General features: G+C 42.6%; 8 protein-coding genes and 1 pseudogene. 6 read left to right on the top strand and 3 right to left on the bottom strand.

Annotation, left to right across the window (positions count from 1 at the left end):
- Positions 1-437 precede the first annotated feature (437 nt).
- From AAC155_RS10775 to AAC155_RS10750, 6 genes and pseudogenes are all read left to right on the top strand, one after another.
- Entirely contained in the window at positions 438-2,327 is a 1,890-nt protein-coding gene (locus AAC155_RS10775; RefSeq protein ID WP_113042133.1) for a lipase family protein, read from the top strand.
- Positions 2,324-3,065 (top strand): annotated as a pseudogene (locus tag AAC155_RS10770) (hypothetical protein). Before AAC155_RS10775 ends, AAC155_RS10770 begins: the two are co-directional and overlap by 4 nt.
- Before the next feature lie 33 nt (positions 3,066-3,098).
- Positions 3,099-3,839, top strand: coding sequence for a hypothetical protein (locus AAC155_RS10765; protein ID WP_113042131.1), 741 nt, complete (start codon positions 3,099-3,101; stop codon positions 3,837-3,839).
- A 101-nt stretch (positions 3,840-3,940) separates the two neighbouring features.
- Complete coding sequence (locus AAC155_RS10760; protein ID WP_158536545.1) at positions 3,941-4,084, top strand: hypothetical protein; 144 nt, start codon at positions 3,941-3,943, stop codon at positions 4,082-4,084.
- A 75-nt stretch (positions 4,085-4,159) separates the two neighbouring features.
- A complete protein-coding gene (locus AAC155_RS10755; protein ID WP_113042130.1) occupies positions 4,160-4,939 on the top strand; it encodes a DUF4123 domain-containing protein in 780 nt (259 codons plus the stop codon).
- A 440-nt stretch (positions 4,940-5,379) separates the two neighbouring features.
- Positions 5,380-6,291, top strand: a complete 912-nt coding sequence (locus AAC155_RS10750; protein WP_113042129.1) for a LysR family transcriptional regulator — start codon at positions 5,380-5,382, stop codon at positions 6,289-6,291.
- A gap of 116 nt (positions 6,292-6,407) precedes the next feature.
- Here the strand turns inward: AAC155_RS10750 and AAC155_RS10745 are convergent, their stop codons facing one another.
- The 3 genes from AAC155_RS10745 to AAC155_RS10735 all read right to left on the bottom strand — a co-directional run bounded on the left by AAC155_RS10745 (position 6,408) and on the right by AAC155_RS10735 (position 21,090).
- Positions 6,408-9,320, bottom strand: coding sequence for an RHS repeat protein (locus tag AAC155_RS10745; protein ID WP_113042128.1), 2,913 nt, complete (start codon positions 9,318-9,320; stop codon positions 6,408-6,410).
- A gap of 293 nt (positions 9,321-9,613) precedes the next feature.
- A complete protein-coding gene (locus tag AAC155_RS10740; protein ID WP_113042127.1) occupies positions 9,614-14,020 on the bottom strand; it encodes a SpvB/TcaC N-terminal domain-containing protein in 4,407 nt (1,468 codons plus the stop codon).
- A gap of 56 nt (positions 14,021-14,076) precedes the next feature.
- Positions 14,077-21,090 carry a Tc toxin subunit A-related protein gene (locus tag AAC155_RS10735; protein ID WP_113042126.1) on the bottom strand — a complete coding sequence of 2,338 codons (7,014 nt, stop codon included), beginning with the start codon at positions 21,088-21,090 and terminating at the stop codon, positions 14,077-14,079.
- Between the last annotated feature and the right edge of the window lie 279 nt (positions 21,091-21,369).

Raw genomic sequence — 21,369 nt, 5'->3', positions numbered from 1 at the left:
GTGGACTGATTCTTTTGGGAATGGGGTTGCATTCTTCATTATATTTACAATAACTTAATCTTTTATTGAATTTGTAACACTTCCTTACAAAATCTACTTTTTGTAAATTAAGAAAATGAAATTTTTTCTTGCTATTTGATGATGATTTAATAATCATAACTTAAGTTCCATCATATTGGATAATATGAGGGAAATCTCAACTCCTGTTCCCTTATTCAAAGGGATTAATCGATGGGAATACATTTCGTCTTCCTGTTGTTCAACTCGCTATTACTCACGGCATAAACGGTGTTTCTTATCTGTGGTAATAGGATTTTTACTATCTTGTTTCTTTAGTGACGCAATCAATCACGGCTATTCCCGACAGGATATTTATGCTGATGAAGGTGATTGATAGCCGGGCGGGGAAATAACGTTAAAAGAAGGGAGTAAAACTAATGGGTATATCAGATCCACGCTTATGCTTTGATTGTAAACGGTTTCTGAAAAACTGGGTGGAATTTCAGTTGGTGGATGAACAGGGAAAGCCGCTGGTCAACATGCCTTATCGCCTGATCAGTCGCGGAACCCCAGGTTATGTACGCCAGGGGACAACCGACGGTTTCGGTGTGCTCAGAGAAGAGGATCTGTTGCCTCATCCGGTAACTTTGTATATCGGCGCCCAACCACTGGCCGACGAAATGGAGCAGCGTCCGTTACGGGAAAAACGGGGAGAAGAATTTTCAGTGGTGAAACCAAAAGCAGAAACCGAAGGCCATCAATATCGCTATGTGACTATCGGGCAGATTAGTGATGGGTTGCCAGTGCTGGATGATTGGAATGATCCCAAAAAAATTCCACCTCCCTATCATTTCCCAGACCCGGAACCAAAAGGCTATCAGGTTCATCCGTTAAATCGCCGGTATGTGCTAGAAATATGTCCTTTTCGAGCCTGGGTTTTGCAACTGCATCATCAGAAGGAATATTCCATTGTTAATGCCTATAACCAGTGTTTGATGAGCGTACTGGCCTATGCCGATGGGGATGTCAATGTAGTAGGCTCTGTGAAACACTTTTTTAACCGGCAAATGGTGGATGTTTCAAGATTGCCCTATAAAGTGGAAGAATTGTCGGCAACACCTGTCGTTTACGATGTGCCGTTTAGTGAATGTTATACGCGAGTAGAATTTATTAATTCAAAATCAGGAGATAATAGGCAGGGTAATACCCAGTTGTTTTATGTAGCCAGTAAAAATGATGTGATTGTCAGTTGGCGGGGTACAGCCAGTACAGAGGATGTTCTGACTGATGCTACATATCAACCTTTGAGGGTAGATTGCGATGAAAAAGCCCTATGTAGCGGGTTCATTCACAGCGGCAAAGTACATAAAGGGTTTTGGGAAGCATTCAGTCTAGTTGCAAAACTAAGAGTTCCCAGCGATAAGAATATAGCAGTATTTAGTGATGTGTTGGATTTGGCTAAAAAAAGAAAATTATTTGTTTGTGGTCACAGTCTAGGAGGAGCGTTAGCATTACTGCATAGCGCACAATTAAAAGACCATAATCCTTGCTTCTATAGCTACGGGATGCCTAGGGTATTAACCTTTAATGCGATACGGGAATTGGTGGATATCATTCATTACCGTCATGTGAATGAAGATGACCCGATCCCTTCTTTACCACCGGAAAAAAATTTGGATAACTGGCTATATAATTGTTGGGGGCCGCTAGGCTATCTATTCAGCCCTGTTGAATTGTTGGATTTTACCAAAAGTGGTGAAGTTTTCCTGCATCACGGAAAAATAGTGCACTTTTGTAAAATCAATCTGGTTATTGAATGGCTGGAAGAACGTAATCCAAGCAACTATATACGGCTCAGAACCACCTTACCCACTAAAACAAAACTGTATTTAATTCCGTCGCTAAACCGTGAAACCGAAAATAATCTAAAGGACGCGAGTGAAATTCAAAAAGGATTTTTTAAACAGATAAGCGATGCAGATAAGGCCAAATGGTTTCCGCTGAGCGAAAACCCAACTTTAAAAGATGCTTTGGGTTTCCCTGATCACAGTTCATTAAAATACGCCCGTTATATTGGTGCGCGATTGGCAGAGCTAATCGCACCGGGCAAATACCATTTTTTCCGAGATCAGGAGCAGTTATTTGAAAAAACGCTGAATGAGAGGCCCGATATTGTTGCATGTATTCGGCAGCGCGATGCACTATTTTTACAGATGGACCATCACTTAAAGCAAGCGTTGATTTGCACTCAACAGGATCAAAAAGGACTTTTAGCCTTAACACGCTATATAGATAATGCTGTAGGAATTGAGGAAAACTTATCATGATAAATATTAAACAATACTTATCGGTCTTATCAGTGATTTTAATATCGGGTTGCGCTGACTCCCATGAGCCGCTTTCTCCTCCTAAAGAGAATCAGTGGATAACCGTAGAAGGTGTGGCGCCGAAGTATACAAAACCATATGTGTCCGCTGTGTATATATCAAAAGACTGCCTTAAATATCGTCTGGATTCCAATATGTCGCCTTTTAAAGTACCAACTTATAATGGATTGAATCTGGATGTAAAGGTCAATCCACAAACCGGTTATTTTCAGGCAAAGTTACCTTTTAATGGAGGAGGCCGGTGTAAATGGAAAATTGACCGAGCCTTTGTTACTGTAGGTTATACCGATGTCCGCCATTTGATGAAAGATGCTACTCAAGAAGCAGGAACTGGGGGCATTGGTTTAACTGCATTTATCAACGATGCAACCCAGACAAATCTAAGCGAAACGGCAGCATTGAATACTATAGATTATAGTCCGGTTATTTACCCTGTATTGGAAATGGTTAATAGATTCCCCAAAAGAATATTCCTACAGGGTGAAGTAGGAATGCGTCCCTTTAGATTAGGGTTAACTCCAGGTGCTGAATGGAAAATTACCTATAAGCCTAAATTAGACGAAACCAAAATGCCTAAAATTATTATCCCACCTGGCAAAGAACCTTCAAGAGTTGAATATCCTGATGGCAGAGTTGATTTAAACAGAGACTCTATTTGATTACTGGAAAATAAAATAATGCCCCCTCTGTAGGAATTGAGGAAAACTTACCATGATGAATATTAAACAATACTTATCGATCTTATCGGTGATTTTAATATCGGGCTGCGCTGACCCTAATGAACCGCTTTCTCCTCCCAAAGAGAATCAGTGGATCACAGTGGAAGGGGTGGCACCTAAGTATACAAAACCATATGTGTCCGCTGTGTATATATCAAAAGATTGCCTGAAATATCAATTACATGCTGACATGTCACCTTATAAGGCGCCAACCTATAATGGGCTTCGCTTGAAAGTGAAGGCCGATCCACAAACTGGTTACTTTCAGGCAAAACTACCTTTTAATGGCGGAGGCCGATGTAAATGGAAAATTAACCGTGCCTTTGTGACTGTAGGTTATACTGATATTCGCCATTTGGTGAAAGATGCTGTTCAAGAGGAAGGAGCTGAGGGAACAGGTTTAACTGTATTCATTAATGATGCAGCCCAGACATATCTCAGCGAAACTAACGCATTGAATAATATAGATTACAGACCGGTTGTTTATCCTATTCTAAAAATAGTTTATGGGCGCCCAAACAGAGTATTTCTACAGGGTGAAGTAGGAATGCGTCCCTTTAGATTAAGGTTAACTCCAGGTGCTGAATGGAAAATTACCTATAAACCTAAGTTAGATGAAACCAAAATGCCTAAAATTATTATTCCACCAGGCAAAGAACCTTCAAGAGTTGAATATCCTGATGGCAGAATTGATTTAGACAGAGATTCTATTGATTACTGGAAAATAAAGTAGTGTTATCAGAGTTTCCAGTAAAAATCACTGACTGTGAGCCAGTAGGAAGAACAAGGAACATTGGCCTTACAACATTACTGTGATAAGAAGGAATTATCAGTATGAAAATATTGAAGATAACGCTGTCCTTATTATTTCTCTATTTTATTTACTGGGCGTTTGGGGACACTTTTTTTGACTGGCTTTTTCCTTTTCCACCTGACGAGAAGAAACAATTGATTACGGTGGAAGGCGTCGCGCCTTAAGTATCCTGCCAGACCGCTTTGTGCTGTGCAGGCTCAATTGGAAGCTAACTTGATTATCGATAACCAGGAGGATGTATGAACACTTCTATGAACTGGAAACAATGGCTGACTACGCCTAATAAGCCGCCTGTTTTCTTTATGCTCAATTCACTGGCGGAACCTAACCCGGTGGCGCTCTTTTATCGTAATGACTGGGTAGAGCAGGCTTTTCCGCTATACAGCAATACACCGATGGATCACATGCTGGCGCAAAGCCCCTGGCTGATTCAGCCTAAGTCAGGTTGTCTTTCAGTAATCGGTCATCTGCTTGATAGCCATACCCTGAGCGATAACAGTTGGGGTTGGGCTTATCGCAGTGAGGATTTATGGGCGCGACAGCTTAATCATTGGCGTTCACGCCAGCAGGTGATATTACAGGAGAAACAGGTGCTCTTACGCAGTATGGATGCGCATATCCTCGGTCAGTTATTACCGGCAATGATAGTCAGCGATTGGTCGGCATTTTTGACACCGGTAAGTGAACTCATGATCGATATGCCCGAGCCGCAGATTTATTATCGGCCTGAAAATTGTGGTCACGGTGGCAGTGAACAACCCTTTGTCTTGGGCGACCATTTAATTGAGGCTTGGTTACATTCTGATTATGCTTTTCAAGGTCAGGTATTCGCACTTATTAGCGATTTATGGGAAAACCACGGTGAATTGGCTGATAAGCTGGATAAGCCAGCAGGGAAATTACAGGAACGGATTATTGATTGGCTGAAATCGCGTTTAGAAAGTGGATGTAATATTAGTCACCTGACCAGTGCAGATTATTTACAGACGCTCGATGAACAATATACGGGCATTAATTAGCGAGTAAATGGTCAATATTTTACGAATTTATAAACCTATCATTATGATGGCTATTTTAAACAAGAAGAAATGTGGTTAGTTTCTTCTTGTGAAATATTAATAAGTTGTGGTTGATGTAAATTATTTGATGTTATATTTTGGTTTGTTTAATGGAAATATTTTTGTAATAAATTGAAATATAAAATATGAATGATGATAAGATATATTTATATTCAATGAAATGATCTGGGTTTTCATTAAAATCATTATTCCAACATAGTGGTAAATTATATTTATTTTATGAATATAATGTAATTATTAAACAAATATTAAGAATTAAAGTGGTGAAATACAATATCAATTAATGCATGTCCTAATGTAAAAGAATGCAAAGTAGAAACATCGTTGTCATGTTCTATGGTTAATATTCTATTTCTAGAATGAAAACAAGAGGGTATGTGATGATATTTTGTTCAAAGCAACTAAAGTATTTTATGGAATCAGCGAAGAAAGAGTCATTCACGTTAGCAGCGGATACGCTTTGCATTACCCCCTCTCCACTTAGCAGGATCGTATATCAACTGGAACAACGTGTGGGGTGCCAATTATTCGAGCGACTACCGGGAAAAACCAAGCTCACAGAAGAGGGTAAGGCATTATATCAGGAGTTGTTACCGTGTTATGAAAGGATCCAGAAAGTTGAGGATAACTGGAATTGTCGTAAAAATTATAAATTATCAAACAGAGACAAATTGGTTATTGGCACAAGTGGAGAATATGTTAATAAGATATCTACGGTCGTAAAAAGAGCGGTGCAACGTTATCATTACCGCGATATTTGTATAATCAACAATTTCCTCATTGATGATTTAATAAGACAAGATGCAGTATTTTCTTCCTTAATGAAAGGGGATATAACGGTTTATGTGACGACTGAATGTTATCCAGATAATGATGATATCATCAGGATAGATGGTGCTTATCAAATGTTGTCCCTTGCCGTATCCAATGATATTTTAGAACCAGAGAGTCATGTTGATGAAATAATATATAGCTTTCCTTTGGTTCAGCATAATAGTGCCTTTTTAAAACAATGCGATAATTTTATGCCATTGAATTATCTGCCTGAATACCAGAATTTAGCGTTATTGACGATCCCTGATTTTACTAATAGATTGGATCTGGTAAAAGCGGGTGTCGCGATAAGTTTAATGACTCCCAATGAAATGCGCTATTCTGCCCATATTGATAAAGGTATAGTATTTTTGAATTTTGAATCACGTCCAGCACCATCGGTAAGGTATTGTGCTTATGCTCTCAGAAATAAATATAAAGAACCATTAAATTCATTAATTTCTGATTTGATATTTTAGTATGAGAGATAAGGTATTGTTATTTTAATTGGTTAGATATTGTTTTAATTATGTAATATTGAATGTTAAAAGTCATCAAGCCATGAGATAAATATTCTCTCATGGCTTGTCCCTAATTATTTCTGGATAAAGTTTATTTTACTGTTGTATCCCTTCCTATAGGCGTGGCGAATTTCAGAGAAAGTTATTGCTTCGGCATATTCATTCGGACCTTCTTTCCTTCTTTTTCCTGTTTTCCAGGGTTTATCTGAATTTAGCTGCTCGATAGTCAATTTTTCCCCGTTATATCCAGCCATAACAAATCTGAAATCAGGTGATGCTAGTTGTTTTATAAACCAATCCATACCTAATTTACTTGTTTGTCTAAAGAATGCCGTTGCAATAGTATTTTTTAGCCATGATTGGTCTGCTGCTGATAAGGTGCTTTCAAGTTCTCCTGCATTTCCTGCGGAAGCAAATTTCGTTAATATATCTCTCTGCCTTTGAATAGTGAAATCGCTACCATCACTATTTTTTAAAATAAATGCGTCTAATTTCTGGAATCGTTTTTGGCCGGATAACCCACTGAAAAGTCCCTTTGACGGTAGAAGGTTTTTTATTTTACTCTGAATATCTAGTTTTCCTTTATTTTCTACCATATGAAAACTCCATGACGCAGTGTAAGCATATTGTTGTTCATAGGCTTCCTGTTTGATTTTAGCAGTAGCTGAACTTTCCTCTATACCCATTGCATCCAGATATTTACGTGAGTTAGTTCTTATATTTCCCTCATTCAATTTAGGCGGACTGTCTTCTTTAAGATTTTGAGAAATTCTAAAATAATCAGACAGACTTAATTCACCCATGATACCAAGCCCGGCATTATATTCATCGATGGTAACCGGATTCTTATTAGCTGCGAATGCTTTTCCCATCTCAGATCCGCGGTGATGGCTGAAACCATATATCACAGTGTGTTCGACATCTTTAATTTCAGGGGCTCTACCATCAGTATCATGATATTTAATTGGATTATTCCTCACCATCCGATATAAATTCAGCCCATCGATTGTTCCCGCCGGATCGGCGCTTAACCACCGTCCTACCCAAGGCTGATAATATCGGTAGCCGTAATAATACAACCCGGTGGCATCCCGCTCTTTGCCTGAATAACGGATGGTTTTATAACTGGCTTCTGTCTGATTCCTGGCTGCCCATAATGCCGTGCCACCATAGGGATAATACTCTTCCTCACTGATAATCTGTCCTTCGCTATCTAATTCAAGTTGACTAGAGCCGATAAGATTATCGTAGCTGTAACGTAGCTGATTATTGTCGATATCTTCCGGTTTGCCGCTCTCCCAATGTAATACTCGTACCTGTGCCCGGCCCGCTTCTCCTACGGTGATAATTTGCAAATCTTCGGTTGTGGTCGTGTTGTTTTGTGTTAGACGAAGTTCTAAGCTCGACAAATAAGTTATTCGCTGTATTTGAGCGTTGTTGCTGGTCCGTTGTTCGTTGACTTTTAATGTCCTTCTCCCATCACCACTATAACGATACCATTCCCGATCATCATTGGCGCCCTTGTCCCGTTTCACCAATGTTACTTGTTGCAGTTCACCGCGAGTATTCCAGTTCAGGTTTTGTCCTGATATCAAGGTGTTCTGATGCCCGCCAGCATCAAACAAAGCGTCTACTTGCGCCGGATCTTCGGTCAGTGTGCTGAGTACTGCGCGATTGTTCTGGCTAGAAACTGTGATATCCGTGGTGTAGTTATTTTGAGCGGCCGGTGAACTGTGCTGGATTTTAGTCAGATTACCGCCACGGTCATAAGTATATGTACGGGTATAGTTGGTGTAGGTGTTATTGTCAGAAGGTAGAGCCGGGGAGGGAAATTGGTGACTTTGTTGACCTATATTCGCCATCTCGCGCCCGGTGGCGCTGATAAGCTGATACAGGGAATCGTAAGTGTAGGTGTTTTCCGGCACCACTTTCTGATTGTGCCAAAAGCGGGTAGCTTCCGCATCGTTACGGATACTGATGATATTGCCCACCGGGTCATACTCATAGCGTAGATCTTGCAACACTTTGGCGTTTAATGGATTGGCGTCTGACGGACGGCGGGTTTTGATACCAATAAGCCGTTGGGTTTCCGGTTCATAACTATATTCAGTAATAACACCATTGCCGTGTTCCTCGCGTAATTTTTGTCCGGCAGCGGAATAGGTCAGGGATTTGATAATCACTTGTTCCGTCTGGCCTTTTACTGTTAACCCGCTCCCGTTTAGCTGCCCGGCCACATCATAAGTTAGCCTCTGAATGTTCCCTTTCGCATCGGTCTGAGTCAATAAAACGCCGGTGGCATCGAAGGTGCTCAGGATGGTGTAGATGTCATCAGCCAGCATGTTTTGCCAGCCGGTTTCGTTATTACCTGTCCAGTTTGCCTCTTGAGTGTCGATCAAGAGTTGGTTGGATTGAGATAAAACAGTACCGGTCAGTGACAAACTCTCCAACCGGGTAACTCCCGCCGTGTCATAGTGGCGCGCGCACTGGCCGGCAAGGTTATGGTTTTTCTCTGCTTCGCTATTGCCAGCCCAAATCAGGCGCTCGGTGATACGGGATGTTTTTTCCTCTGGTGTTTGTTCGGTAACAGATAACAGACGGCCGGGCAGGGAAGAAGTTTCATATTGCCGGGTTTGTATGACACCTGTTGCAGTCACTGTCAGCAGCGGACGGCCTTCAATATCATTCAAGGTGACCGTGCGACCTGCATCAATGCTCTCTGTACGTAGGGGATTACCGGTCAAATCATACTGCCAAAGAAAATTGGGTTTGATCGTACTGTTGGTTTGCCCGACCTCATAGAGGCGCGGATCGATGCTTTGACTTAAGTGTCCGTGAGTATTGTATTGATGGCGGGTAATACGGGTATCGGTATCACCGTTTGCGGTGGTGCGGTGAAAATCGATATTACGGATTGTCAAACCACGGTTGTCTTGGACGTTGACGATAGGGGTTTTTTGATAAAGTTTGGGATCAATATTTTTCATGATTTATCTCGTTGTTGGGTTGTTGTGTGTAATCCTTTCTGCAATCGCAATTTTTGTCTGCATATTAGTTTTCTTACGATAGTGTAGTAGATAATTTCCCAGTTTAGCTGGAGACAGATGGTTTGCTGTGGCAGTGGGCATACCTTATTGCTTCCAAAGTTACTAATCCGCCCCAAGCCGCAATAAAACCAATGATCAACCAGATAATAAGTTGAGTATTTGACGGTATTATGAACAACACCTTTCACCTCTATCTATGTTTCCCGCCTGTCAGCCAGGCGGGGTTGATCAAGTTACATATTCACCTCAGCAGCTGTGTCATTTTCATCCTCATTGACAGTAAACCAGGGAGTGAACAAGGTTCGGCGTAACCAACCTTTTGCGGTGATAACCTTGATTTCTCGACCAACGGGATCATAGACATGGGTATCTGCATAAGCTTCTTTTTCCTGCCGGGCACTGTCATTGCTAACGTATCGCCAGTCATTGAGGAAATAGGGCTGATAGGTGCGTATCGGTTGTCCCTTATTGTCATATTCCGTCCGTCCGGTCACTGCCCAACGATTCTCGGTATTCTTGACACTTATAATCAGAGAACCATCTTCATTACGTTGCCAGGCCAAGCCTGCCTCATGTCGGGCAGCAGCTTGCAGCAAGCGGCCAAAGCCATCACTAAATACTACCTGTTGGCGGATCTGTTGCTCAGGATCGTGGTCATAACGATCCGTAGTCAATGTGAGGCTGTGAGGGGGTACACGGGGGCCGTTGTTTAATAGGCTAATGAGTTGAGGAGTAGCCTTTTGACTTTGTGCCCAGTGGCGATAGGCCAGTGTACATATGCGCCCATCTTCGGTGATGATTCTGGCGTTGTATAACTTTTGCCGGTCTTGCTCTGCCAGTCTATCGAGGGCTTTCTGACTTAATACTGGCATCCAGCTTTCTGGTGCGTAAACCTGACACTGTGCTACAGGGAGCGGTTTTTTTAACTCAATAGCGGCGTCTACATCGGATGGTGGAGAAAACGATGTTTTTTCCGGTGAAGAGTAACCAGTCATCTTGCCGTTTTCAGTTCCCCAAAAGCGCAGTGTGATTGGTCGGCCCAGTGCATCCAGCGTGATAAGGTGCTGATTGTTATTGATATCCGTGAGTTGTACAGGAGTCAGAAAACGCCAGTCATATCTGGCTGAGGTTGTCAGTCCAGCAGCATCTCGGGTTTGTGTGACAACGCAATAGCTTGCATCCCAAGTGAGTGTAATTTTGCCCGTGAGTTGGGTGTTGCTCTGTTTTTGTGGGCGCCAGAACTGTGCAGCTGTACCGTAATCGGTATAGCCATGATGAGCTACCCAGATTTTCTCTTCTCCAGTGCGAGGGAATAGATAATTTGTTTGTTGGTATCCGGCTTGTTCCAGCGTCGTTGATAATTGAACAGATGGGATACTCCCATCAAACGCTGATAGTGTGGATTGACTAAATACCGTTGTCTCGATAAAGGCAACCAGCGCTTGTCGCGTTGGCGTTGCATTTTCTCCATTGGTATAAACGGTTTTTTTCTGGCCGAGGTATTCACGCGGTTCATTATCCGCAATCAGACTATTTTTATCGCTCAGTAGTTCCAGATTTAAACCATCAGTAGGCACATTTTCAGCGCCATAAGTAAAGATATCACTGCGGGTACTATCCGGTAATCCCAATACCCGGACGGCATTGCCAGTCAGATGATGCCAACTGAACTGTTGATAAGTGAGCCGTAATTGGCGTTGCTGTTCATCATAGCTGTTGGCTAACAACTTATCAGGCAGTGCATCAGGATACGGACTGATTGCCGGTTGCGGTCGGCGTGGATACTGTACCGAAACCTGTTTTAGCGGTTGACCAAATAGATCACTGGATAGCGTAATATCTTGGCTGCATTGCGGGTCGCTGGCGATACGCTCGTAATGATAGTTGCGGCTTTCAACTACAGATGACCACAGCACCGGATATCGGTTATCGGTATGCTGTAATCGACGTACTTGTGGGCGGAATTCAGTGACCGTGTAGGGAGTTTTCTCCTGTGTACTGCCATCCTTCCCGTAGAGTTCACTACGTAGCAGTTGGCCTTTCAACGCCCGATTTAGCCAATATTGGCTGTTGTCCTCTTCCGGTGTTAGTAGAACATCTTGACCATCTTGCCAGGTCGTAAAGCGTGGTGAAAAACCGGCAAAAGCCTGATTATCACCACGCCAATACTCTGTCGATAATGTGTTATCTATTACGGTCAGCCCGGTGGCATACCAGTTTTTGGTCAGTGCGGGTGGTGTGCGTTCTGGCGCATTGCCTTGAGCCAGTTGATGGCTGTCTGTCTGCTCTACATAACCAAATCCGCGAAATTCCCGCTCACGTCCATCCCAGGCACCACGAGCATAACGCAGTGTTGTGACTAATTTGTTGCCGCTGATTTCATCTTCTGTTTCCGTTTGCCATAGGGTGTGTACCGGAAAGGGGAGATAACAAACCGGTGTTTGCCCAGCAGCCAGTGCCGCAGCTTTTTCATCCAGCCAGAACTGAGAGGAACTGTGGTAACGCAAGGTGTGATGGGCCCCCATATTGTTATTTATTTCACTGAGTAACCACGGTTTTGCGCTGGTTAGATCACAACGCCAGTGATGGGGAGCCATATGTGGCACGCTCAGTATCAGGCTGGCGACGCCTAACCCTTGTACATCGGCCACTTGTAACTGACAGGTATGATCAAAACGCAAGCCTTCTGGGAAGCGCAATGTCACTGGTGCGGCAAAACCATTGCCGCTTTTATTCAGGAAGATATCCAGACGGTTGGTGTGAACATAAATCAGATCAGTTGGGCCGCTGCCATCCAGATCGGCCAGATAAACTTGAGCAGGGTTAAATATAGCTTCTGGCTGGCTGAATCCCGGCAGGGTGATGGGTTGACCAAAATGTCCGTGCCCCAGATTAGGCCAGCAGGTGACTGTAGTTGCGCTCACTTCAACCAGATGCGCCTGACCGGAACCTAATACATCACTAAACGCCACCAACTTACGCGGATCGGCACCCGGGACTGGCAGCGTGACATCACCGGATTGCACCACATCTTGCCCTTTGGCAAAGCCGTCACGAGTATTGGCATATAAACGCACACTGTTAGGGCCGATCAGCACTAAATCAGAGAGCCCGGCTCCCATTAAATCCGCGAGTTGCGCACGTGGATGAGTGTATTCCACCGGCAGAGCGTTGAGTGGGGTAAAACGTGTCCAACTGCCATCCGGGCGTTGACTATGATATCCCCGTAATCCCGGTCCGGTGATAACCCAGTCAAGTTGGCCGTCTCCGTTGATATCCACCAGCGAGGCGTTACTTTGCAAGGAAGGGATAACAGACAAAGGCTGCATTTTTTCCCAAGTGACGGTATCTGAGCCAATTTCACCCAAGCGCTGTGGGGAACGGTACCACCAGGCGTTTTTATCCTGATATAGCAGGCCCGGTAATCCTTCGCCTTTTAGATCAACTAGTTGCCAGCGTTGAATAGAGTTAAAATTAGACAGAACGTCCATCGGCTGCCAGTGAGCATTATGTTGCGGTGAAAAATCCTGATACGCCAATTCTAATGGTGGCAGGGTGACGGCAGTACCGTCTTGCTCGTGTCCCACTCGACGAATAAATGCCAGCGTGCTGGCGATTTCGCTTTCGTTATAATTGAGTATCAGGCGTGAAACCAGCGTTGGTCCGTTGTGTTCTGTTATCTTACTATCCAGCGCTTGCAGGTGGTGATACATCAGTATTTGGCGGCATAAGCGGCGGGTACGAATCTCAAAGCCATATTCATAACGGGAAAAACAGTCCTGACGACAAAGCCAGTTACCCGTTGCTGTAAATGCTGGTGGCATTTTCAGGTTGTTACTGCGTTCGCCGTAATCAAATATCAGGTAGAACAACCAGTCTGTTTGTGATGGGCCGCGACCATCCAGACCGGGTAACGTTTCGCTGGCTGTCCGGTTGCCGTAATACACTATGTGTAAATAACGTTGTGCTGTGGCCTGTGGATGGAGCGTAGTTTCATTAGTTTCACAATCTAAGTTATCTTCGGCTCGGTACTGATAATAAATTTGCTCACCATGTGGTGATACGGAAGCTTCCAGCAACCATTGTGCTGTTTGTGTGATGTCTGACGGGTTGCTGATCCGCCCTTGCGGTGATTTACCCAGTAAATGTACTTGCCCATCTGAGCTATATATCAGCCAAAAATCTGTTTTGTCTGTTGTCTTGGGCTGCCAATATTCCAATCGGCTGAAATGACTTTCCAGACGGGAACGGTATCCGGTAACGGTGAAGGTAGCGCCTAGATTGATACCCTGTAATGTCGATTCATCACGCGGTTGATCCGCTACTACCAGTACTTCGCCTTCCGGCCCAAGGAAAGTATCGGTTTCGTTATAATGGGGAACGCCAAAATGGGTGCGTCGGCGGATGGTCATAACGTTGCAATCCCAACCCAGACCAAATGGACTGTTACCGGCACCGCTGTTGTAATTCAGAGTGAATGAGGGCGCATAACCGCGCCCGGCAGAAATAGGCAATGGTAGAGATAGCGCGGCCATACCATCCGGTCCGGTGGGGGTTAACGCTTCCCCCATTCCCGTGATAGCGCCTCCCCCTTTGGGCAATGATAGTTCTGTAATACTAAAATCTTGTGAATTTTGCATGAAAGACTCCTTGCAGGCCCCATTTAGGGGCCTGTTTTAGCACTTAATTGAGATCGTTATTGGCGAATGGTGTAGCGAATATGCAGAATGATGTCGCTTAGACTCTCCAGCATGGTTTTTTGTTTGCCCTCTTTGCTTCCTTCACCAATTGCATTTGGGAAGCTTAATGTCAGCGTACCTTTATCGATGTCGATTCCTTCAAACGGCAGGAATTTGCCATCGTTGAAATCCAGTTGGAACTGGCCGCTGTCATTCATCCCATGAGAAACCGCCAACGATTTGCAACTTTCAGTTAATCCAGTGATATCTCCGCTGTAAGACAGAATTGCCTGCACATCCTGATAGGGTCCCAGTAGAGCGGGCAGGGTGACACTGATCTGTTTAATTCGACGAACGTTACCGACTCCGCTGCCTTCTGGGTAATCGTGACGAATTTGTAAGTCAGCTAACGAAATAGACGCTTGCAGAGAAGTTTTGGCATTTCCTTCACCAAAACTCAGTGTGTTATTTCCGCTACTGGTAGTGTCTGGTTTCTTATTCACCAGGTCTGCAATTTTCTCGGTCAGAGAAAATTGACCTTTCTCTTTATAAACTTCTGCTAGTGAAACGGTACGTTCTACTTCCAGTACGCGTTGATCCTGTTTCAGATGCGCGTCTTCCATTTGTGCCAGATTCAGCATTAAGGTTTCTCCCGCCAGCAAACCGGCATGAGTTCCTTGCCAGGCACCGGGTTTGATAAAGCTTGCCGTGGTGTCATTAGTCTCCCAGCGATAGGCCATTTCAGCCATCAAACAGCGAGCTACCGTTAAATCATAGAACTGGAAGTAAATGGCGGACAGCCGACCACGCAGCCAGTTGTACAAAGCTTGATTGCTGAACTTATGTTGTAGGAACAGCAGTTGTGCTTGGGTTTGTTCCTGTTGCGTTTTCAGGCTGGTTTTCTGCAACACCGCGGCTTCGCGGCGTACTACTAGTGATTGAAGCTGAGCATCGATTTGTTTCAGTTCTGTCTCGGCGTTATTACGCTGAATTTCCCATTCCTGACGACGCCGACGGTAGGTTTCAGACTGGCTGATTTTATCCGCTTCGGTGTTCATAATACTGGCGGAGAATTCCATGACATTACCTGTGGCTTGGGCGATCGCGCCCCAATGGCTACCACCATCAGCGAAGCCAAAGATGTTGGGGGCCAGATCAAGTGCAGCGCCTGCCAGATGTGATGCTTGAAGGGCCGTAGAGAGGCCAGCGACGGAAGCACGCAACGCCATTGCCTGTTTTTCACCTGCGTTGATGTCTTCATTGTAGAATTTGCTGTAGCTATCAAAACGTGATTGGGCTCCGGCGCGTGTTTTTTCTAGCACAGTTTTTTCAACATCCAGCTCTTCAATGGTTTTGTCCTGTATGCTGAGATTGGTCAATACCAGTTCTGCCGCATGATTCTGCAACAGTGTGTTTAATGCCTCTGCATCCTGACGTTCGATAATATTTTGTAATGTGGAGCCGAATTGAGTGAGCTGACTGACCATGCCGCGGGCGTTTTCCAGCATGTGTGGGAAACGCCACAGTGACATAAATGACGTTGGCATATTGCTTCCGCCTTGTGAGCTGGCAACAGCGGCACTGAGTAACGCTTTTGGATCGGCTGGTGTGGCGAAAATAGGCAGATGCAAAGGTTGACCATCAATAGAGAGGTTATGGCGCAGGTTATACAGCCGTTGTTCCAGTTTCTGCCAATAGCTCAGCATCACTTCGTTGACCTGTGGCAGGAAAAGATCTGTATTGCTTCCACCTGTAGACTGGCCTTGTCGTAAAGCTGCTACTGCTTTGGCATGTGTCTTTTGTTTTTCAAGATCTGCGGCCTCTTTTAGTTCTGGATCATTCCATGTTGAACTGAGTGGTAAATGAGGTTTATCACCCAAGAGATGCAGTGCCTGCATATACCACATTTTGGCTTCGGCGAGTGTGTCCCGCTCCAATTGGCGATAGGCGTAATCTCCCTGTTCTATCAGCAGATCAAGAGTGCGCATAAAAGTAGCGACTTTGTAGTGCATTGGATCATGTTGAGCTATGGCATTGGGATCAAATGTATCCAATGGATCATCGTTCCAGCTAGTGTCCTCTAGTAATGGGCGGACATTCCAGTTGTGGGGATGTTGCTTTTGACCATTGGCAATATGGCCAGATGGGTTCCAGACATATTTCAGCCAACGGTTAGCTTCATCGAAGTTTTGTTCGTGCAGCAAACGCTGAGCAATCAACATCGGGGTATAGTAGAACAGTTCCCAGAAATAAAGACTGTTAGCGCCGTTGAAGTCCATTGGTTCCATTGCATCAGGGGAATCTTCTCCTAATTTAGGTTCCTGAATATTCTGAGTTTCCATGCTCAAAATAGTATCTATTCCCGCGTTAGCGCGGCTAATTAATTTACGGGCAAACAACGTATTAAGGCGAGTACGATAGTCTCCCCATTGCATATATTGTGCCCCGCTTGGATCGCTGTGAAGGGATAGGACATTATTAGTTTCCGCCTTTTTGATAATACGGATACTAAAATGTTCTTCGCCTAGGTTACGATAATCTTTATCACCTTCATCAAATTTCTCAGCAAATGCTGTAAAGGTGACATCAATACTTGTTTCATTATTATTATATGTCAGCTCGGAGACATCTATTTCTTCGAGAGCTTTAAATTGATAATACATTTCTTCGAAGTTAGGGGTTGGCTCAGTAGGCACATTGTTGTTCTCGCTTGCTATAAACGTTTTTCCTTCGATACCGGTAGCCTTTATTATGACTTTAACATTTGAAGACTTAATATCGGTATTAATAAACATTGGCCCCGAAACATCAGTGTCAATACCACCGTGGTCATCCATATAGAAATATTCTTTGAATGGATTGTTGTTACTATGTTTATTATCAATATAACCATAGTTACCACTAATGTTACCGCCGGTGGTTGTGGATATTTCTTGAGAGCCAGGGGGAAGGTTAGGGAGCCAGGCTCTTACAAAGTTAGTGGTACTATCTCGATAAAACAGTAGTTTCCCTTTTTCGGGAGTGTCTCCATATTGATAAACAGGGTAGATAAATTTTTTATTTGATAAATTATTCGGGTTAATACCTAGCGTGGTATAAATAATAAATTTATCACCGAGCTTGCCGTATTTCTTCATCAGATTGCATTGATTACGTTGTCGACCTTCATATCCATTATGAATAATTCTTAACTTCGGTGAGATTTGGATTTTTGAACCTTTTAATTGGGGGCGGGTAATCAGAATACTCCCGCCATATACCATACTCAGGTAGCCTTCGCCCCAATCATAACCGTTATTACTGTTTACTGATGAAGGGATTTCGTAGTTTTCTGCATAGCGGTTATTGACTCTTATAATATTAGGAGTATCAAACTGTTTATAAGTATTTGTTTTGTAATTGTCAGGATTCATATCTTCATGTGATATATTTGATGAAATATACAGTCCTTGTATTGGAAAGAATTTTTCTTCTATTTCTTTTAATTTTTTCTCTGCTAGTTTTTTTTCCTCTGCTGATTTTTCTTTTACGCCGTCTATTGTTTTTGATTTTATTTCTTCTTCTGATTTTTCGTTAGAATATCGCTCTACATCTTGTTTGATATAAAACATCACCAATAACTTATCTTTGCCTTGATAACTTGCACAATAGAGCCCTAACGCTTTATTCTTCGATTCTGGATTTAGAGTAGATATTTTATTATTCACATCAAAAGTGACTGGTGTATTCCAGGTACCGTCATAACGAATATGTGCCAATTTCAGTTCATAATAATAGCTTGTGGTCGTTTTGCTTCCTTGTTTGTCTTTTTTTATTTCTGATAGAGCTTCTGCTTCTGATCGATTAGTTACCTTCTTCTGTTCCAGCCAGATAATATACAGGCGGGATTGGTAGACTACTGGACGGATAGTATCTTCGTAGGGATTAATTGGGCAATCAATTTTATGCCACTCGCTCCAGGCATTAGCGGGGAATTTGCCTTCGCTGAATTTATTGTGATCCACACTGCGCCAATAATATTGATTCACTTCTGTTTTACTGCGCCCGATAAAATAGGTTAATCCTTGGTCATTATTAATGTTGTCATGATAGGCGCTGATGACTTCCAGATTAGCCACCTGTTCGAATGACGTTAGATAAGATTTAAAGGCATCTTCTACGGTATCGGTATTCAATTGACTCTGGCTGATGGATTGCAGTAGCGCATCCATTGTTTTTGTCTGGCCGATCCGCAATGTCGGATCGATGTAATTTTCAGGGTAGTAAAGGAGTTTAGCAATGCCAGCCCAGGTGCTATAGCGTTTGTTGTATTTATCCCAGTTAGTAAAGAATGAACGGCTGGTGACACTTGTGTCGGTATCTTCCTCCATATTTTTCAATGCGCGGTTAATATACAGTTGGATACTGGCAATAGCTTCCGCAATTTCCGTGGTTTTGATGGCGGCGGAGACCTGGTTATCGATCAATAGGTATTGATATAGATCATCACGGTCTTTAATTACCGTATGTTTTCTTTCTTGTCGATCTTTTTGGTTATGAGAATAAATATAGTATGTACTTAATGCAGCACTGCGAGACTCATCCAGAAATGCATGTAGGGCATTGGCTTTTTGGGTGTCTAGCCCGGAGATTAATATCGAAGTGACATTTTCCCATTGGACATAATTAGTGGAAGATTCTATGTCTAATACTTGCGCCAGTTCAGAAATACCTTGTGGAGAGATATTCAATTGACGTGCGATATTAATCCATTGCCGGATAGTGTCGATAGATGGCCAGTTGGAGAAATCAGCTTTTGCTTGAGTCTTGGCTTGTTCCAGTAGATTTTTATCAAGATTCATGGCGTTAGCCAATAGTTCTGCTGTTAATGTTTCTTTTTCAAATTCGGCCAGTACAGAAGAGGCGTTTTCACCGAGTGAGTTAACCCAATCAGCAAAACGCGTTAGTATTATCAGGGAATGATGTGTTGGTGCTGTTACCTCTGTCATGCCGAAAAGTTCAGGTTTTGTCACAAACAGACGTATGGTGCTTTCGTTAAGGCCGGTAGAACGGTAAATCAGTGCTAGTTGTGCCAAGCACTGGAAATACTGGACCACGGGTTCAGCTTGTTTTTGGAATTCTGGTTGAGCGGTAACGGGATTTGTCCGCAACCAGTTCCATAATTTTTCCGCTGTCATTTTTCCTGTGCCGGGTTCTAGTTTATCTGCCCAGGTGAGTATGAAATATGCCGCATGTCCAGATGGTAATTGCAAAGCGGCGGCGATATAAGGAGATATGGCTTTTAATAGCTCTTCTTTGGTTTTTGCCTTTTTCTTGTCAAAGTTTTGCAGGCCGTTATATACAGTATCCAGTAAGTTGTGTACTTCTAGGACTAGGATTTTGTGATAGTCGGTGGTGGTCATCACAAGTAACTGATATACACTCCACTTCCGTGTACGTAGCCAATTGGTAATGGTATAGAGTTTGCTAATTAGAACCGCTAAATTATCATGAGTAATCTCAGATAAATTGGTTGTTCCTTCATTTATGATTTCCAGAAGTAAACTCAGTTCATCAATAGTTAATTGATGGATATCTGCTAGTAATTTTGTGCGATAGAGATGAGAGAGATTATCTCTATTATTAACCATTGTTTCTTTAGTGTTGTCTCCATAGGTAACCTTTAGTAGTCGATTTAATGAGATATCATCAACGTTAAAAGCACGTTTAAGTACTGTTTTGTGCCAGCTGTTGGTACTGCTTAGATTGAAATCAATCTCCTGAGTGACATTGGTGGAAAAATCCTGACCATTCAGTTTTGGGGAATTAAATAAACGATCAAACTGGCTTGGATGGTCGCCATTGCTAAGTTGTGAAATTGGTTCCTTGCATAGTATTAATGCAGTCTCAGCATCAATACCATAACGTTGCATATAGTATTTAATACAGAAGATTTTTTTTAACACTTCTTCATTGATGTTGAATTCTGGACTGATACTGCGGAGGATTCCACTTAATACCGTTGGTGATAAGTTTATAGCTTTGAATAGACGAATAAATTTATTAATTTTCAACAGAGCACGATAATCAGTCTTTTTAGTAGCATGCGATGCAGGTTCAGTAATTGCTATTTCTTCTGGGAGAGGTATAGTTCTTATTTTAAGGAAGTCGCTAAACTCTTCATCACTCAGATTGTAATAACTTTTCAGATATTCCAGTTTTTCTATCAGAGAAGGTTTAATATCACCAAAATTATTCTTATAAAGAGTTTCAGCAGTAGATTCGGTAATTTCTTCTGTCAGAATAGTAAATAACTCTGGTGAAACGGAGGCATTAATATCCAATAAGGAAGCTTGATACTGCAATTGAGAGAATGTTGTTTCTGGGAATACACTTAATTGCTCAAATACTGGAGCCTGTAATTGAATAATCTTACGTACACTTTCATAGGCATCGTGATATGGCATTGAGCCAGAAGTGCGGAAAGTTGATAACTTTTTCATCACTTCCGCGTGGTTGTCCAAATTAGTCTGAGTCTTAATACTGTTCAGTAACATGTTATTAGACAGAGAAAGCGTGGAAATTTCCGTATTCATATTTTTCTGGCTGAGTACCAATGATTTTAGATCTGGGCGGCGCGTATCCAGATGATAAATGGAACCTTCTGCATGTAAATTCCGCGCCTGGCGATAAAGTTCAGCCAAATAAGCCGCAGGAGAAAACATAGAAGAAATTGCGCCAGGGGCGGCATATTGACTAGCGCGGTTGCCAAATCGGCTATTATAACCTTGTTGGTCAGCATGAGGTGTTGTCAGGGCAAGATGGACCACACTTTGTAATTGAGGATTGGCGCGTTTCAGAATGCGGGCTTCATGCAGGATATTATCCTTTTGCATCTGCTGTGCTTCAAGATATAAGCTCTGGGTCTGTGACCATGAGAGTTTGTCCTTCACTTTTTTGCGAAGTTCGTCAAAAGAGAGATGGCAAATATCGGTTAGATTATTAAAATCTGCTCCTAACGCTTGTTGATATTCGGGCTTTAGTGTGTTCATGCTTATTCCTTTGAAATGTTGAGTCAATAAAACATTTATGCTGGCCTGCATATCGAGGAGATAAATAAGGTTATTTGTCTCCATCAAAATAAAGACAACACAGGTAACGTCTGATAGCGGTCTGAAATTAGGTTAAAAATAATGGTCAAATAAAAAACACCATTTAACTATCAACTATTTCGTAGAGTTATTATTTGTTTAAATGGCTGTTGTAATGCAATAACAAAAATTATAATTACATCATAAGTAATATAATTTATTGACAATAACGTAATGAAA

This window comes from Photorhabdus sp. HUG-39, from assembly GCF_963878365.1.
Taxonomy (GTDB): Bacteria; Pseudomonadota; Gammaproteobacteria; order Enterobacterales; family Enterobacteriaceae; genus Photorhabdus; species Photorhabdus kayaii.
This window is presented reverse-complemented; position numbering and strand designations above follow the sequence as displayed.

Excerpts from the sequence above, each read along its gene's own strand:
- AAC155_RS10740 (WP_113042127.1), bottom strand. The coding sequence starts at position 14,020 with ATGCAAAATTCACAAGATTTTAGTATTACAGAACTATCATTGCCCAAA.
- AAC155_RS10755 (WP_113042130.1), top strand. The coding sequence starts at position 4,160 with ATGAACACTTCTATGAACTGGAAACAATGGCTGACTACGCCTAATAAG.
- AAC155_RS10775 (WP_113042133.1), top strand. The coding sequence starts at position 438 with ATGGGTATATCAGATCCACGCTTATGCTTTGATTGTAAACGGTTTCTG.
- AAC155_RS10735 (WP_113042126.1), bottom strand. The coding sequence starts at position 21,090 with ATGAACACACTAAAGCCCGAATATCAACAAGCGTTAGGAGCAGATTTT.
- AAC155_RS10745 (WP_113042128.1), bottom strand. The coding sequence starts at position 9,320 with ATGAAAAATATTGATCCCAAACTTTATCAAAAAACCCCTATCGTCAAC.
- AAC155_RS10750 (WP_113042129.1), top strand. The coding sequence starts at position 5,380 with ATGATATTTTGTTCAAAGCAACTAAAGTATTTTATGGAATCAGCGAAG.
- AAC155_RS10760 (WP_158536545.1), top strand. The coding sequence starts at position 3,941 with ATGAAAATATTGAAGATAACGCTGTCCTTATTATTTCTCTATTTTATT.
- AAC155_RS10765 (WP_113042131.1), top strand. The coding sequence starts at position 3,099 with ATGATGAATATTAAACAATACTTATCGATCTTATCGGTGATTTTAATA.